Genomic DNA, 15,257 nt, shown 5'->3' on the forward strand with positions numbered 1-15,257 from the left:
CGGCTCAAGGAGAGTAGGGCAGACGCTCCGGCGGCGGCCCGCTCGCCCGCGCCACCATGTCGCTCTCCTCCGCGAGCCCGCGGATCAGCCCCCAGCACATGAAGAGCATGATCACCGAGAAGGGCAGCGCCGCGATGATGGACGCGGCCTGCAGCGCACCGAGCCCGCCGGACACGAGCAGCACGGCAGCGACGAAGCCTTCGCCCAGCCCCCAGACGACGCGGTGGGGCGTCGGTGGGTCCATGTCGCCCACCGAGAGCAGCGTCGTGATGACGAGGGTGCCCGAATCGGAGGAGGTGATGAAGTAGGTGGCGATGAGCAGCGTCGCGACGACGGTGAACAGCCAGCCGACCCAGCCCGCCCCCATCGCCTCGATGGTGCGGTAGAGCGCGAGCGTCGTGTCCTCGTTGACCGCCTCCACGATGCCGCCGCCGCGCCACAGCTCCAGATGCAGCGCCGTGCCGCCGAAGACGGTCAGCCACAGCATGCCGAGCAGCGTCGGCACGAGGAGGACGCCGAGCACGAACTCGCGCACGGTGCGCCCGCGGGAGATGCGGGCGATGAACATGCCGACGAAGGGCGCCCACGCGATCCACCAGCCCCAGTAGAAGGCCGTCCAGCTCGCCTGCCAGCCGGAGGTGCCGGCGGCGTCCGCGCCCGCGTTCGTCCAGAACGAGAGCGGCACGACGTTGATGAAATAGTCGCCCATGCCCTGCACGAAGAGGTTCAGGAGGTAGCGCGTGGGGCCGAAGGAGAGGAAGAAGACGAGGATCGCGAGCGAGAGCCAGAGATTCAGCTCGGAGAGGATGCGCACGCCCTTGCCGACGCCCGACACGACCGAGATCGTCGCGATCACGGAGATGACGGCGATGAGCCCGAGCTGCCAGCCGACCCCGATCGGCATGCCCACGATCTGGTTGAGGCCGGTGTTCATCTGAACGACGCCGAAGCCGAGCGAGGTGGCGATGCCGAAGATCGTGCCGAACACCGCGAGCACGTCGACCGCGTGCCCCCAGAAGCCGTAGATCCGGTCCCCGATCAGCGGGTAGAGCACCGAGCGGATCGAGAGCGGCAGCTTGCGGCGGTAGCTGAAGAAGGCGAGCGAGAGCCCCACGATGACGTAGATCGCCCACGGGTGCAGGCCCCAGTGGAAATAGGTGAGCCGCATCGCGAGCGCGGCGGCGGCGTTGGTCCCCGCCATCGTGTCGTCGAGGAAGGGGTTGTCCTGGAAGTGATAGATCGGCTCGGCGATCGACCAGAAGACGAGGCCGATGCCCATGCCCGCGCCGAACAGCATCGAGAACCAGGCGAAATAGGAGAATTCCGGCTGCTGGTCGTCGTCGCCCAGCTTCAGCGAGCCGAACCGGCTGAACAGCAGGTAGACCGAGAAGAACAGGAACGAGGACACGACGAGGATGTAGTACCACTTGAAGCCGGCGATGATGCCGTCGCGTGCCGCGCCGAACCAGGTCGAGGAGGTCTCCGGCGCGACGGCGCCGAAGAGGAGGAAGGTGAAGGTGACGACGAGCGCGATCGTCGCCATCACCGGGTTGAGGCCCTTGAAGACGCCTTTCTCGGCTCGCACGTCAGCGCTCCTCTCGTCCGAGGTTCATGACGTCGTGCTCGGGCCCGACGACGGGATAGTATTCCTCGCCCACATGCGCGCCCGATCCGCCCACCGCGCGGTACGCCATGCGCCCGCGCACCACCTGGCGGTGGTCGATGAGGGAGACGGAGGGGCGGTTGTTCACCGCCGCGCGCTGGCCGAGGAAGACGACGATCGGCACACCGATATTGGCGGTGCCCGCGGTCATCCACAGCCGGTTCCAGTCGAACTGCCCGCCGATGAACTCCACCTGCCGCAGCGCGCCGTCGAAACCGGCGACGAAGAAGTCGCGGGCTTGGCGCGTGGGGAAGAGGTGGACGGTCATGTAGGCGAGCTCGAGCTCGGTCACGAGCCGGGGCAGGGTGAAACGCCCGGTCTCCTCGGCGGAGACGTGGCGCTCGGTGTTGGGGTCGATCTTGACCGAGAGGTCTTCCGGGTCCGGATCGAAGGCCGGGAGGTAGCGGACCCAGGCGGAGGTGTCCGGCATGAAGTAGCGGGCGCGGACCACTTCGAGGCGGGCGACCACGTCCTCGATGGTGAGCGCGCGGATCTCCGCCTCGCCGAGCCGCGACGCTCGGGCGGGGTGGGTCGTATCGGCCATGATCTCCTCTTTCGGGCTCGTGGAGCGCGCCGGTCGCGCGTCGCGTCAACGAGCCGGGCGCAACGGAGGTTTCATCTCCTCGCCACGACGTCGCCGCGAACGGAGCCGCGGCGTCCCCCGCAGCATCAGCCACCCTTGGCCGCCCGGCGCTTGCGCTTGATGCGGTAGACCAGCACCTGCAGCCCCACCGACAGCGCGAGCCAGGCGACGAAGGCGAGGCCGAGCAGCGCGAGCGCCCACGGGTCGGGCGAGGCGAGGACCTCGGCGAGGCGGGTGCCGAGCAGCGTCAGCATCACGAGGCCCGGCGCCATGCCGATGAGCGTGCCGGCGAGATAGTCGAAGAGCCCGATCCGGCTCGCGCCGACGACGAGGTTGACGACGCTGAAGGGCGCCACCGGCAGCATCCGCAGCGCCGCCACCGCGATGACGCCGCTGTCCGCGAGCGCCTTCGAGACGGCGCGGGTGCGCCGGCCCATCCGCCGCTCGAGCGCACCGCGCCCCACGGCGCGCCCGATCACGTACATCATCGCCGCGCTCAGCATGACCCCCGTCGTCGCGAGCGCGATCGCCGGCACGGGCGCGAACATCATTCCCGTGACGGTGATCAGCACCGTGACGGGAAAGACGAGGAGCCCGCCCACGACGAAGGCGAGGACGACGAGGAGCGGCGCGAAGGGCCCGGTGCCGAGCGCCTCGAGCCATTCCACGAGCTCGGCGGGGTCGGTGAGGGTCGAGGCCGGCGAGAAGCGCCAGAGCGCGACGATGGCGACGATCGCGAGCGCGAGAAGCACGAGCTGCCCGGTTCGCAGGAGCGAGCGCTGCGCCGGCTGGCCGGCGAACATCTCCGCCCCGAAGGCCGGCGTCGCGATGGGCGTCTCCGGGTCGGCGATCTCGCCGATGCGTCTCGCCAGCTCGCCGTCCTCGGCCGTGCCGAGGTCGATGGGCGCGAGGCGGCGGCCTCGCGCGGGAAAGCTCTCGATCGCCGCCAGCAGCGAGCCGTCGCGCGCCGTCGCGTCCGCGATCTCGTCGGGCGAAACGCCCGCATGCTCGGCCAGCAGCCCGTCGCGGATGCGGGCGATCGCCGCGCGCTCCGCCTCGCTGTGCGCCTCGATCGCGAGGTCGCATTCGCTGTCGAGGCCCATGGAGCGATTGTTCAGGTTCGAGGAGCCGATGCGCAGCAGGCGATCGTCGACGATCATGAGCTTGGCGTGGACCATCACGCCCTCGCCGGTCGGGTCGTCGGGCACGGCCGGGTAGAGCAGCCGCACCCGGCCCGCGCAGCCGGACGCCTCCAGGATCGCCATGAAGCGGCGCCGGCCGGCATTCATCGAGTGCTCCTCGTGCCAGCTCTGATGCACGTTCGGGCCGACGAGGACGACCTCGAGCGTCGGCACCTCGGCGAGGCGCGTCGCGATGGCGCGTGCGACGCTCTCGCGGGTGAGGAACTGGTTCTCGACGTAGATGGTGCGCTCGGCGGCGGCGACGCTCGCGAGGTAGAGCGCCTCCACCTCGCGAATGGCGGGCGCTCCGGCGAAATCCGGGCGCGTGCGGGCGATGCCGACGGCGACGTCGCGAAAGTCGGGGACGAGCCCCTCCGGCCAGGGATCCACGCTCGCCGGCGGGGCGCGGCGCAGGCGCGAGGGCGCCGCCGCCTTCGGCAGCTTCGGCGCCGCCGCGTACCCGCCCTCCGCCTGGCGCCAGCGCGCCTCGGCCAGCGCGGCGAGCGCATGCGCCGCCTCGCCGTCGACGATCATCTGCGCGTCGTGGAACGGGCGATAGGGCGCGCCGTCGGGGTCCCGGAGGCGGGTGTCGTCGATCGCGTGGGCGCGGGTGTCCCAGCGCCGGATGGCGAGATCGAGCCCGCCGCAGAAGGCGAGCGCGCCGTCCACGACGACGATCTTCTGGTGATGGCTCGCGCCGATGGGCAGCACGTCGTCGAGGCGCGCGCGGATCTGGCGCGGCATGGACCAGTCGAGCTTCACCTCCGGCAGGAGCTCGCGCTCGAGCCCGTAGAGCAGCGCATAGTCCCACAGGAGGAGATCGACCTTCAGCCGCGGGCGCCGCTCGACGAGCGCGCGCAGGAAGGGGCCGAGCTCGCGCGGGAGGCCGTCGGCGGGCTCCCATTCCTCGCCGACGAGCGGCGTGCGGCTGTCGATGTCCCAGCCCACGACGAGGATGCGCGAGCGCGCGTTCAGCATCGCGGCGCGCATGGCGCCGAAGGTCGCGGCCGCGTCGACGAGCGCCGCCGCGCGCCCGGCGCGCGCGATCGTCCAGACCGTCTCCCCTGGCCTCAGGATGCCCCCGCTCTCGCCCAACGCCATGCTCCTCAGCTCGCCTTCCTAACGCACGGGAGCCTCTAGCGCATCCGCAGCCGCGCCTCGGGGCTTTACGGAATTGCGCACGTCGCCGCCGCGCTGCACGGTCCGCGAGGAAGCAAACGCTCCAGGAGAGGATTTCGGCCATGATCTCGACCATCGTCGTCGCCGTGGACGGCTCGGAGCACCAGGACGCGGTCGTGGCGCTCGCCGCCGAGATCGCGCAGGCGCGCGGCGCGCGCCTCGTGCTGGCACACGCGCTCCTGCGCGGCGTGCCCTACGGCGAGCTCTATTCCGTGGCCGAGCGGCTCGGCTTCCTCGATCGCGTCAAGGCCGAGCTCGACCAGGCCTCCGCGACGCCGGTGATGCCCGCCGCCGCCATGGGCGGCGCGATCCCGGTGATCATGGTCTCGCCCGACACGCTCCACCACGTGGCCGACGAGGTCCTCGCCGCGGCGCGCAGAGCTCTCGAGCGTGAAGGCGTCGCGGTCGAGACGCGCGTCCTCGACGCCCCGCCGGCCGAGGCGATCCTGCAGATCGCGAGCGAGGAGGGCGCGGACCTCCTCGTCATCGGCAGCCGCGGCCTCGGCCGCGTCGCCGGCATGATCCTCGGCAGCGTCTCCCAGAAGGTCCTCCACGACGCGTCCTGCGCGGTGCTCGTGGTGAAGTGAGCGCGCGGTCTTAACGCTTCGTTCACCATCCCCCCGGCAGAACTTGCCTAGTCTGCGGAAAGAGGGGCGCGATGAGCGAGGCGGGGGCATCGGCGGCGAGCGCGGCGACCGGCGGCCGCGGGGCGGGCGGGCTCTCGGCGCTCGGCGCGCTGACGAAGCGCACCGACCTCTTCCTCGCGCTGGGCGTGATGGGCATCCTCGTGGTGCTCGTCTTCCCGCTGCCGGCGATCGTGCTGGACCTCCTGCTCGCCGTCTCGATCATCTTCTCCGTCCTGATCCTGATGACGGCGCTCTTCATCGAGGAGCCGCTCGAGTTCTCGTCCTTCCCGACGATCCTGCTCATCGCGACGATGCTGCGGCTGGCGCTCAACCTCGCCTCCACGCGCCTCATCCTGAGCTATGGCCACGAGGGGACGGATGCGGCGGGCCACGTCATCGAGGCCTTCGGCGGCTTCGTCATGGGCGGCAACTTCGTCATCGGCGTCGTCGTCTTCGCGATCCTGGTGCTCGTCAACTTCGTCGTCATCACCAAGGGCTCGGGCCGCATCGCCGAGGTCGCGGCGCGCTTCACCCTCGACGCCATGCCCGGCAAGCAGATGGCCATCGACGCCGACCTCTCGGCGGGCATCATCGACGACATCGAGGCCAAGCGCCGGCGCCAGAAGCTCGAGGACGAATCGACCTTCTTCGGCGCCATGGACGGTGCCTCGAAATTCGTGCGCGGCGACGCGATCGCGGGCCTGCTGATCACGCTCATCAACGTCATCGGCGGCATCGTCATCGGTGTCGCGCAGATGCAGATGTCCTTCGGCGACGCCGCGCATTCCTACACGATGCTGACGGTGGGCGACGGTCTCGTCTCGCAGATCCCCGCGCTCATCGTCTCCACCGCCGCGGGCCTGCTGGTCTCGAAGGCGGGCGTGAAGGGCGCCGCCGACAAGGCGCTCGGGCGCCAGCTCGCCGGCTACCCCAAGGCGCTGGGCATGTCGGCGGCGGTGATGGGCATGATCGCACTCTTGCCCGGCATCCCCTTCATCCCCTTCATGACGCTCGCTCTCGCCGCCGCCTACGGCGCCTGGCACTTCGGCAAGAAGGCGAAGGAGCGCGCGCTGGAGGAGGCCGCGAGCGCGGCGGCTGCCGCGGCGACGGGCGAGGCGGGCGACGTCGGGCCGGGCGAGCCGCCGATCTCCGACACGCTCAAGATCGACGACCTCAAGATCGAGATCGGCTACGCGCTCCTGCCGCTCGTCAACGGCAAGAACGGCGACGGCGTCGACCGGCTCACCGAGCAGATCAAGGCGCTGCGCCGTCAGCTCGCCGCCGAGCTCGGCTTCGTGATGCCCAGCGTGCGCATCCTCGACAACGTGCAGCTCGAGGCCAACGCCTACGTGATCCGGGTCAAGGAGATCGAGGCCGGGCGCGGCTCGGTCTTCCCCGACCAGTTCATGGCCATAGATCCGATGGGCGGCCAGGTGCAGCTGCCGGGCCAGCACATGCTGGAGCCCACCTTCGGGCTTCCCGCCACCTGGATCGATTCGGGGCTGCGCGACCAGGCGCAGCTCAAGGGCTACACGGTGGTGGACGCCGCGACCGTGCTCTCGACGCACCTCACCGAGGTGATCAAGGCCAACATGGCCGAGCTGCTCTCGCATCCCGAGGTGCAGAAGCTCCTGCGCGACCTGCCCAAGGAGCATGCCGATCTCGTCAAGGAGATGGTGCCCTCGCAGATCACGGCGACGGGCATCCAGCGGGTGCTGCAGCTGCTGCTGGCCGAGCGGGTGTCGATCCGCGATCTCGGCACGATCCTGGAGGGCATCTCCGAGGTCGTCGGCGCCACGCGCTCGCCCCGCGAGATCGTCGAGCACGTGCGCCAGCGCCTCGCCCGGCAGCTCTGCGCCCAGTATACGGGGCCGAACGGGACGCTGCCCATCGTCACGCTCTCGCCCTCCTGGGAGCAGGCCTTTCTCGAATCGATCGTGGGCAACGGCGACGAGCGCCAGCTCGCCATGCAGCCCTCCAAGCTCGGCGAGTTCGTCAACGGCGTGCGCGACCGCTTCGAGGACGCCGCGCGCCAGGGCGAGATGCCCGTCCTCGTCACCTCGGCCCAGGCGCGGCCCTTCGTGCGCTCCATCATCGAGCGCTTCCGCCGCGAGACGCCGGTGATCAGCCAGGCGGAGATCCACACCCGCGCGCGGCTGCGGACCGTGGGGAGCGTGTGAGGCGTGCGAGCGCGTTGATCGCCGTGCGCTTTCGCCATACCGTGCTGACGAACCGGAGATGCACCATGAGCGACACCGCAGACCGTATCGCCATCGAGGTTGAGCCACGCGTCGCGGAGGCACTCGACCAGCTGGTACGGACCGGCCGCTTCGGATCGCGCGACGCGATCCTCCAGGAAGGTCTTCGGCTCGTCCAGGGACGCGAGGCAAAGCTCGCCGAACTCGATGCGGCCATTGCCCGGAGCCTCGCCGAGGCCGATGCCGGCTTGGGAATACCCGCCGATGAGGTCTTCGCCGACCTCAAGGCGCGGTATCGCGATCCTGCGGATTGACCGCGAATGCTGCCGGTAATCTTCACGCCGGCTGCGCAAGCCGAGATCCTGGTCCTCGCCGATCGCATCGCTCTCTTCAATCGCAAGAGGGTTCGTCGAAGAGATCGAGGACGCGTGCTCGGGCTTGAAGGAATATCCTCTGCGCTTCTCGCTCGTTCCCCGCTACGAGCAGTTCGGCATTCGCCGTCGCGTCGTCGGAGACTATCTCGTGCTCTACAGGGTCTTGCAGAGCCGAATAGAGGTCATCCACGTGGTTCATGGCGCAACAGATTACGCAACGATCCTGTTTCCCGAGCACTGATCGACACCTCACCCGAGCATCATCACCTCCCCCAACGCCCGCCGCGGCGAGCGCGGCATCGGCGGGCCGTAGCCGATGCGGAGCACGAGGTTCGGGCGTCGGTCGCCCAACCCCAACAGGGCGCGCAGGGCGGCGCGCTGCGCGGGCACCTCGACGCATTGGTTGACGAAGGCGAGGGTCGCCCCCGCCGCCGTCGCCGCGAGCGCCGCCGCGGTATAGGCGCGTCCGGCCGCGGCCCAGCCGGCGGGATCGTCCGTGCCGGCGACGAGGACGACGAGGCCGCTCGACGAGCGGATCTGGGAGGCCACCTTGTCGTTCTCGCGTCCCTCGCGGAAGACGAGGTCGAACAGGATCGGGCCGAGCCATGTGGGCGAGGACGGGTTGCCGGAGGCGCCCGCGAAGAGCCCGTCGCCCGTCGCGAGCGCATGCCGCTCGTTCCAGCGCAGCCAGGATTTCAGCTCGGCGACGAAGGCGCGGTCGCGGATCTGCGCCGTGTTGCCGGCCAGGACGACGGCGAGGACGTCCTCGACCGCCTGCGTCTCGGAGAGGTACAGAAGCTCGACGCCGTGGCGCGCAGCCTCGCGGATCATGCGCGCGACGAGAGCCGGCGGGATCGGGCGGCCGTCGTAGAGGGCGCGGGTGGATCGCCGCCGGGAGATCGCGGCCGCGAGATCCGCCTCGTCCGCAGGGGCGCCGACGCCGGCTGCGAGGTCGACCGCGAGTCTCTCCCCGTCTGCGTCGGCGGCGAAGCCGGCATCCGCGGCGATGCCCCGCGAGCGGGCGGCGAGGACGAGGGTCTGGGCCGCGCAGCCCAGGCTCGCCCAGAGGTGATGGTCGTCGGGATCGACGACGGGCGTGCGCCGGGAGAGGTCGGGGAGGATGTCGACGCCGCCGGCGCGGGGCCGGAAGCGCCAGGGCTGCGTGTTGTGCCCGCTCGCCGCGAGCGTCGCCACGCGCAGCAGATCGCCGAGCGCCGGCTCGGCCGGGAGCGGCGCGTCGAGCGCGGCGAGGCGGGTCTCGTAGGATGCGGCCGCGCTCATCGCTTCCCTGCCTCCCTCGCGCGAGCTCTCACACCGCCCGCGAATGCCGCGTCGCCTGCGGCGCCCAATAGCCGTCGAGCCTGGCGGCGACGTTGCGGACGTGGAAGCGCGCGTGCGGCGGCACGCGCACGCGCCGGCCCTCGATCGTGCAAAGGCCGTCCGCCGCGAGCGGCGCGAGGCGGGCGAGATCGGCGTCGAGATGATCGCTCGCGAAGCCGCGCTCGGCGGCGAGGGCTCCGAGATCGACGTCGAAGGCGCTCATCAGCGCGTAGATCGCCGCACGCCGCAGCGCGTCCTCGGCCGTGACCGGAACGCCGCGCACCACGGGAATGCGACCCTCGTCGACGGCCTGCGCCCACTTGCCGAGATGCGGCTCGTTCTGGGCGTAGCCCTGCGGCAGCGCGCCGATGGAGGAGGCGCCCAGCCCGATCAGGGTCTCGGCTCGGTCGGTCGTGTAGCCCTGGAAATTGCGCTTGAGCGTGCCCTCGCGCACCGCGATCGCGAGCGGGTCCTCGGGCCGGGCGTAATGGTCGAAGCCGACCTCCACCCAGCCGGCCTCGGCGAAGGCGTCGGCGGCGGCCTGCGCCTGCGCGAGGCGCTCGGCGGCACCGGGCAGCAGGGCCGCGTCGATGGCCGCCTGGTGCTTGGCGAACCAGGGCACGTGCGCGTAGCCGAAGACGGCGGCGCGATCCGGGTTCATCGCGAGCATAGCGGCGACGGTGGCGCGGACGTGCGCGACGGTCTGCGTCGGCAGGCCGTACATGAGGTCGACGTTGATCCGGTCGATCCCGTGCGCGCGCAGCATCGCCACGGCGGCCGCGACCTGCTCGGTGGGCTGCACCCGATGGACCAGCCGCTGGATCTCCGGATCGACGTCCTGCACGCCCAGCGAGACGCGGTTGACGCCCGCACCCGCGAGCGCCGCAGTCATCTCCTGCGTGAGCGTGCGCGGATCGATCTCCACCGCGATCTCCGCGTCCGGCGCGAAGGGGAATTCCGCCTTCAGCCGGGCGATGACGCGCGCGAAATCCGCGGGCGCGAGGATGGTCGGCGTGCCCCCGCCGAAATGCAGGTGCGCCACCGGCCCCTTGCGCGGCATGGCGGCGGCGACGCGCGCGGCCTCCTCCTCCAGCCGGCTCGCGTAGCGGGCGATGCGGGCGTCGTCGTTGAGCACGCTCGTGTGGCAGCCGCAATACCAGCACAGCACCCGGCAATAGGGGACGTGCACGTAGAGCGAGAGCGGCGTCGTGCCGTCGAGCTCGGCGAGCCAGTGCCGGTAGAGCGCCTCGTCGATGCCGGGCCCGAACTGCGCCGCCGTCGGGTAGCTCGTGTAGCGCGGAACGGTCTCCAGCGCATAGGCGGCGGGGATCGCCGCCAGCGTGGAGGGGGAGAGGGACGGGCGAGGGGAGGGGGAGATCGTGCGCATGCCGGGAGTGAAGCGCGGCGGGCGGCGGGCGTCGTTGATCCAGCGCAAGGGGAGGGCGACCGCCTCCTCCGGACCCCTCTTCCCCCCCGGCGCGTTCCGTCCTAAACCCGCACACCCGTAACGCTCTCCCGCGTCGGCGCGTCTCGCGCGCCGGCGCCCGACGGACGAAAGGCGCCATGAACCTCTTCGCCCTCTTCGAGGCCCGCGTCGCCGAGGCGCTCGGCCGGCTGGTCGAGGCCGGCGATCTGCCCGCCGGGCTCGATCATTCCCGCGCCGTGGTGGAGCCCCCGCGCGACCCGTCGCACGGCGACCTCGCGACCAATGCCGCGATGGTGCTCGCCAAGGACGCGGGCGCGAAGCCGCGCGATCTCGCCGAGAAGATCGCCGCCGACCTGCGCGGCGATGCGCGCATCGCCGCCGTCGAGATCGCGGGGCCCGGCTTCATCAACCTGCGCCTCGACGCGTCCGCCTTGCACGACGTCCTGCGCGCCGCCGTGCGCGAGGGAACGGGCTATGCCCGCGGCGGCGCGCCGGGCGGGCCCGCGGTCAACGTCGAGTACGTCTCCGCGAACCCGACGGGCCCGCTCCATGTCGGCCACGGCCGCGGCGCCGTGTTCGGCGACGCGCTCGCCAACCTGCTCGCCTTCGTCGGCCGGGACGTGACGCGCGAGTACTACATCAACGACGCCGGTGCGCAGGTCGACGTGCTCGCCCGCTCCGCCTACCTGCGCTATCGCGAGGCGTTGGGCGAGGACATCGGCATCATTCCCGACGGGCTCTATCCCGGCGACTACCTCGTACCCGTCGGCCAGGCGCTGGCGGAGGTGCACGGCCCGGGCCTGCTCGAGCAGGACGAGGAGACCTGGCTCCCCATCGTGCGCGACACCGCCATCGACATGATGATGGCCATGATCCGCGCCGACCTCGCCGCGCTCGACATCAAGCACGACGTCTTCTTCTCCGAGCGCTCGCTCTCGGCCGGCGACACCGACGACATCGCCGAGGCGATCGAGGATCTGCGCGCGCGCGACCTGATCTACGAGGGGCGCCTCGCGCCGCCCAAGGGCGTCAAGGACGAGGAATGGGAGGACCGCGAGCAGACGCTGTTTCGCGCCACCGCCTTCGGCGACGACACCGACCGGGCGCTCTTGAAGTCCGACGGCGCCTACACCTATTTCGCCGCGGACATCGCCTATCACCGCTCGAAGTACCTGCGCGGCTTCCCGGAGATGATCGACGTCTGGGGCGCCGATCACGGCGGCTACGTCAAGCGCATGAAGGCGGCCGTGCAGGCGGCGACGAACGGGAAGGGCGAGCTCGACGTCAAGCTCTGCCAGCTCGTGAAGCTCCTGCGCGCCGGCGAGCCGGTGAAGATGTCCAAGCGCTCCGGCTCGTTCGTCACGCTGCGCGACGTCGTCGACGAGGTCGGTCGCGACGCGGTGCGCTTCATGATGCTGATGCGCAAGAACGACGCGCCGCTCGACTTCGACCTCGCCAAGGTGGTCGAGCAGTCGAAGGACAACCCGGTCTTCTACGTGCAGTACGCGCATGCGCGCTGCGCCTCGATCTTCCGCCAGGCGTCCGAGCAGATGCCGGGCGTGGATTTCGGCTCGCAGGTTCTCGCCGAGGCGGATCTCGCGCTCCTCGCCGACGACGCGGAGCTCGACCTCCTGCGGCGTATCGCCCTGTTCCCTCGCACCATCGAGCAGGCGGCGACCGCGCACGAGCCGCATCGTGTGGCGTTCTATCTCTACGAGCTCGCCGCTTCGCTGCATCAATTGTGGAGCAAGGGCAAAGACTTGCCGCAATTACGGTTTGTTAATCAAGCCGACCGAAAGTCCACCGAGGCGCGGCTCGCGTTGGCGCACGCCGTGCGTTGCGTGATCGCCTCTGGACTTTCAATATTGGGCGTCGCGGCGCCGGACGAGATGCGCTGAGGCGACGATCCGCGTCCGAGCCGCCGCAAAGGCGTGAGGCTGAGGTATCAGCGCGATGAGCGACAACGCGAAACGGCGGCTCTCCATCGATCTCGACGAGATCGAGCGCCAGCTCAGGCAGACGGGCGGTGACCCGCGCACGAGCGTGCCGGGCCAGCCGCCCGCGCAGAAGGCCGACCCGCTGGCGGAGCTCGCCCGCATCGTCGGCCAGGACGATCCCTTCGGCGCGCTCCTCGACGAGGACGCGGCCCGCCGCCGCGCGCCCCAGCAGGCGACGCAGGCGCGCCCGCCGGTGCCGGGCCGCCGCCCGGAAGCCGAGGACCCGCGCGCGGCCTATGCCGCACAGGGCTTCTCGGTCGACGAGCGCGACGCCTGGAGCCGCGGCGAGGACGGCCATGCCGGCGCGCAGCGCGATCCGCGGGACGCGTACGCCCAAGACGATCACGCCCAAGACGATTACGCGTACGACGAGGCCTACGACGATCGCACGGAATGGGACGAGCCCTATTCCGCGGACGGCCAGGCGCACGACGACGCGGCCGACTGGGCTGGCGGCGCCTACGGCGACGAGGCCTACGAGGACGAGCCGCCGCGCCGTCGCGGGCTCGGCCGCAAGAGCCTCGTCACCGCCGGGGCGCTGATCACCGTCGCTTTCGTGGGCGTCGGCACCGCGCTCTGGTTCGCCGGATCGGTGGATCAGGCGCCCGGCGAGCCGCCGCTGATCGCGGCCGATCCCGAGCCCGTGCGCGTCGCTCCCGAAAATCCCGGCGGCGTCGAGATTCCCAATCAGGACACCGCGCTCCTCGACGCGCAGGACAACGGCGAGACGCGTATCGTCGATCGCGAGGAGCAGCCCGTCGACATCGCCGGTCTCGCCCGAGAGCCGGCGGAGGCGCCGCGCGTCGTCCTGCCGGCGCCGGGCGCCGAGACGCAGGCGCCTGCCGCCGCCACCGACGATCCCATCGCCCAAGCGCTCGGCGAGGACGGCCTCGCCGGCCTCGATGCGGGTCTCGACGGGGGTCTGCAGCCGCCGCTCGTGAGCTCGCCCGCCGTCGCCGCGCTCGGCGAGCCGCGGCGCGTGCGCACGGTCACCGTGCGCCCCGACGGCACGATCATCCAGCCGACGGGGCTCTCCCCCGCCGCACAGCCGGCCACCGCCCCCGCCGAGACGGCGAGCGCCGCGCCGGCGCAGGCGCCCGGGACGCCCGCGCCGCTGGAGCCCCTCGCTCCCCTGGCGCCCGTGCCCGAGATCGGCGCTGGCAACGACCTGCCGTCCATGGATCTCCCCGCGACGGATCTCCCGGCGACGGAGCTCGCGGCCGTGGCGCCGGAAGCGCCCGCGCCCGTGCCGCCGCCGGCGCCCGCCCGCGACAGCTTCCCGGCGCCCGCGCCGGCCCAGCCGAGCGGGCCGCTCCAGCTCTCGGCCCTGCCGACGGTCTCCGCGCCGGTGGCGCAGCCGGCGGCGCCGACGGGCGGCTACGCCGTCCAGCTCGCCATCCGCGGGTCGGAGGATCGCGCCCGCGCGGCCTTCTCGGAGCTGCAGGCGCAGTATTCCTCGATCATCGGCGACGGCCAGCCGATCATCCGCCAGGCGGTGGTCAACGGCAGCACGATCTACCGCGTGCGCGTCGGCCCGTACTCGCTGGAGCGGGCCAACCAGGCCTGCGACCAGATCAAGGCCGCCGCGGGCGATTGCTTCGTCGCCTCCAACCAGTGACGGGCCGCTTTCCCGACAAGGTGATCTTATGCCGTCCGCCATGATCCTCGGCCTCGCCGGCACGGTCGTCACGCCCGAGGAGGCGGCGTTCTTCCGGGATGGGGACCCGTGGGGCTTCATTCTCTTCCGCCGCAACGTCGAGAGCCCAGACCAGGTGCGTGCGCTCTGCGCCGCCCTGCGCGCGGCGGTGGGACGCGATGCGCCGATCCTCGTCGACCAGGAGGGCGGGCGCGTGCAGCGGCTCGGTCCTCCCCATTGGGCGAAGCACCCGCCGGCGGCGGCCTATCATCGCCTCGACCTGTCCCTCGAGGAGAGACTCGCTCTGTGCCGGCTCGGCGCGCGGCTGATCGCGGCGGAGCTGGCGGACGTCGGCATCGACGTCGATTGCGTACCCTGCCTCGACGTGCCGGTGCCCGGCGCCGACGGCATCATCGGGGATCGCGCCTATGCGGACGTGCCCGATCTCGTGGCGCGCTACGGGCGCGCGGCGGCGCAGGGCCTGCTCGACGAGGGTGTGCTGCCCGTGATCAAGCACATGCCCGGCCACGGCCGCGCCGGCGTCGACAGCCACCTCGCGCTGCCGCGGGTCGACACCCCGCGCGCGGATCTGGAGGCGCACGACTTCCCGCCCTTCGCGGCGCTCGCCGATATGCCGCTCGGCATGACGGCCCACGTCGTCTACGAGGCGATCGACGACGAGGCGCCGGCGACGACCTCCGCTCGGGTGATCGCGGAGGTGATCCGCGGTGCGCTCGCCTTCGACGGGCTCCTGATGACGGACGATCTCGGCATGCACGCGCTGGCGGGCTCCTTCGACGCCCGCGCGCGCGCATCCCTCGCCGCCGGCTGCGACGTGATCCTGCATTGCTCGGGCGCCATGGACGAGATGCGCGGCGTCGCCTCCGTCACGCCGGCGCTCGCAGGTGATGCCGCCCGTCGCGCCGAGGCCGCGCTCGCCCGCCGCCGCAGGCCGGCGGAACCGCTGGATCTTGTGGACGCCCGCGCCCGCCTCGCCGCCGCGCTCGCACCGGTGCTTGCCCCGAGCGCCTGAAGCGGGTGATTCTCTTTCGCCCAGCGAGGAGAGAATCGGTC

12 protein-coding genes are annotated in these 15,257 nt (G+C 71.5%); 7 read left to right on the forward strand and 5 right to left on the reverse strand.

The annotated features are described in order from the left end of the window. Window positions 1–4 precede the first annotated feature (4 nt). The 3 genes from IEX89_RS20405 to IEX89_RS20415 form a co-directional block, all read right to left on the reverse strand. The gene (locus IEX89_RS20405) at window positions 5–1,585 is read right to left on the reverse strand and encodes a BCCT family transporter (protein WP_188915115.1); all 1,581 of its coding nucleotides are present in this window, start codon (window positions 1,583–1,585) and stop codon (window positions 5–7) included. A gap of 1 nt (window position 1,586) precedes the next feature. Then, the gene (locus tag IEX89_RS20410; RefSeq protein WP_188915116.1) at window positions 1,587–2,207 is read right to left on the reverse strand and encodes a hypothetical protein; all 621 of its coding nucleotides are present in this window, start codon (window positions 2,205–2,207) and stop codon (window positions 1,587–1,589) included. Window positions 2,208–2,332: 125 nt separating this feature from the next. Then, a complete protein-coding gene (locus IEX89_RS20415) occupies window positions 2,333–4,528 on the reverse strand; it encodes a VTT domain-containing protein (RefSeq protein ID WP_188915117.1) in 2,196 nt (731 codons plus the stop codon). Between the two features lie 140 nt (window positions 4,529–4,668). Between IEX89_RS20415 and IEX89_RS20420 the strand changes: the two genes are divergently transcribed. The 4 genes from IEX89_RS20420 (at window position 4,669) to IEX89_RS20435 (ending at window position 8,045) form a co-directional block, all read left to right on the forward strand. Then, window positions 4,669–5,193, forward strand: a complete 525-nt coding sequence (locus IEX89_RS20420) for a universal stress protein (protein WP_188915118.1) — start codon at window positions 4,669–4,671, stop codon at window positions 5,191–5,193. Between the two features lie 71 nt (window positions 5,194–5,264). Beyond that, entirely contained in the window at window positions 5,265–7,412 is a 2,148-nt protein-coding gene (gene flhA, locus IEX89_RS20425) for a flagellar biosynthesis protein FlhA (RefSeq protein ID WP_188915119.1), read from the forward strand. A 65-nt stretch (window positions 7,413–7,477) separates the two neighbouring features. Continuing rightward, on the forward strand, window positions 7,478–7,744 hold the full coding sequence (locus IEX89_RS20430) for a ribbon-helix-helix domain-containing protein (RefSeq protein ID WP_188915120.1): 267 nt from the start codon (window positions 7,478–7,480) through the stop codon (window positions 7,742–7,744). 79 nt (window positions 7,745–7,823) lie between these two features. After that, a complete protein-coding gene (locus IEX89_RS20435) occupies window positions 7,824–8,045 on the forward strand; it encodes a type II toxin-antitoxin system RelE/ParE family toxin (protein WP_280513929.1) in 222 nt (73 codons plus the stop codon). A gap of 8 nt (window positions 8,046–8,053) precedes the next feature. On the opposite strand, the gene IEX89_RS20440 is transcribed toward IEX89_RS20435, so the two are convergent. After that, window positions 8,054–9,085: an Acg family FMN-binding oxidoreductase gene (locus tag IEX89_RS20440; protein ID WP_188915121.1), complete on the reverse strand. Its 1,032-nt coding sequence runs from the start codon at window positions 9,083–9,085 to the stop codon at window positions 8,054–8,056. 28 nt (window positions 9,086–9,113) lie between these two features. Then, window positions 9,114–10,559, reverse strand: a complete 1,446-nt coding sequence (gene hemN, locus IEX89_RS20445) for an oxygen-independent coproporphyrinogen III oxidase (RefSeq protein WP_244645608.1) — start codon at window positions 10,557–10,559, stop codon at window positions 9,114–9,116. Window positions 10,560–10,687: 128 nt separating this feature from the next. Here hemN and argS point away from each other — a divergent pair, with 128 nt between their 5' ends. The 3 genes from argS to nagZ are packed head-to-tail and all read left to right on the forward strand — an operon-like array spanning window position 10,688 to window position 15,216. Next, entirely contained in the window at window positions 10,688–12,448 is a 1,761-nt protein-coding gene (gene argS, locus IEX89_RS20450; protein ID WP_188915122.1) for an arginine--tRNA ligase, read from the forward strand. Between the two features lie 55 nt (window positions 12,449–12,503). Further along, window positions 12,504–14,165, forward strand: coding sequence for an SPOR domain-containing protein (locus IEX89_RS20455; protein WP_188915123.1), 1,662 nt, complete (start codon window positions 12,504–12,506; stop codon window positions 14,163–14,165). Window positions 14,166–14,193: 28 nt separating this feature from the next. Then, window positions 14,194–15,216, forward strand: coding sequence for a beta-N-acetylhexosaminidase (gene nagZ / locus IEX89_RS20460; RefSeq protein WP_188915124.1), 1,023 nt, complete (start codon window positions 14,194–14,196; stop codon window positions 15,214–15,216). The last annotated feature ends 41 nt before the right edge of the window (window positions 15,217–15,257 follow it).

Origin of the sequence: Salinarimonas ramus, from assembly GCF_014645695.1 — a bacterium.
GTDB classification, from domain to species: Bacteria; Pseudomonadota; Alphaproteobacteria; order Rhizobiales; family Beijerinckiaceae; genus Salinarimonas; species Salinarimonas ramus.

What these genes read in the sequence shown, in the direction of transcription:
- flhA (WP_188915119.1), top strand. Translation starts at nt 5,265, where the DNA reads ATGAGCGAGGCGGGGGCATCGGCGGCGAGCGCGGCGACCGGCGGCCGC.
- IEX89_RS20430 (WP_188915120.1), top strand. Translation starts at nt 7,478, where the DNA reads ATGAGCGACACCGCAGACCGTATCGCCATCGAGGTTGAGCCACGCGTC.
- IEX89_RS20455 (WP_188915123.1), top strand. Translation starts at nt 12,504, where the DNA reads ATGAGCGACAACGCGAAACGGCGGCTCTCCATCGATCTCGACGAGATC.
- argS (WP_188915122.1), top strand. Translation starts at nt 10,688, where the DNA reads ATGAACCTCTTCGCCCTCTTCGAGGCCCGCGTCGCCGAGGCGCTCGGC.
- IEX89_RS20440 (WP_188915121.1), bottom strand. Translation starts at nt 9,085, where the DNA reads ATGAGCGCGGCCGCATCCTACGAGACCCGCCTCGCCGCGCTCGACGCG.
- nagZ (WP_188915124.1), top strand. Translation starts at nt 14,194, where the DNA reads ATGCCGTCCGCCATGATCCTCGGCCTCGCCGGCACGGTCGTCACGCCC.
- IEX89_RS20415 (WP_188915117.1), bottom strand. Translation starts at nt 4,528, where the DNA reads ATGGCGTTGGGCGAGAGCGGGGGCATCCTGAGGCCAGGGGAGACGGTC.
- IEX89_RS20410 (WP_188915116.1), bottom strand. Translation starts at nt 2,207, where the DNA reads ATGGCCGATACGACCCACCCCGCCCGAGCGTCGCGGCTCGGCGAGGCG.
- IEX89_RS20420 (WP_188915118.1), top strand. Translation starts at nt 4,669, where the DNA reads ATGATCTCGACCATCGTCGTCGCCGTGGACGGCTCGGAGCACCAGGAC.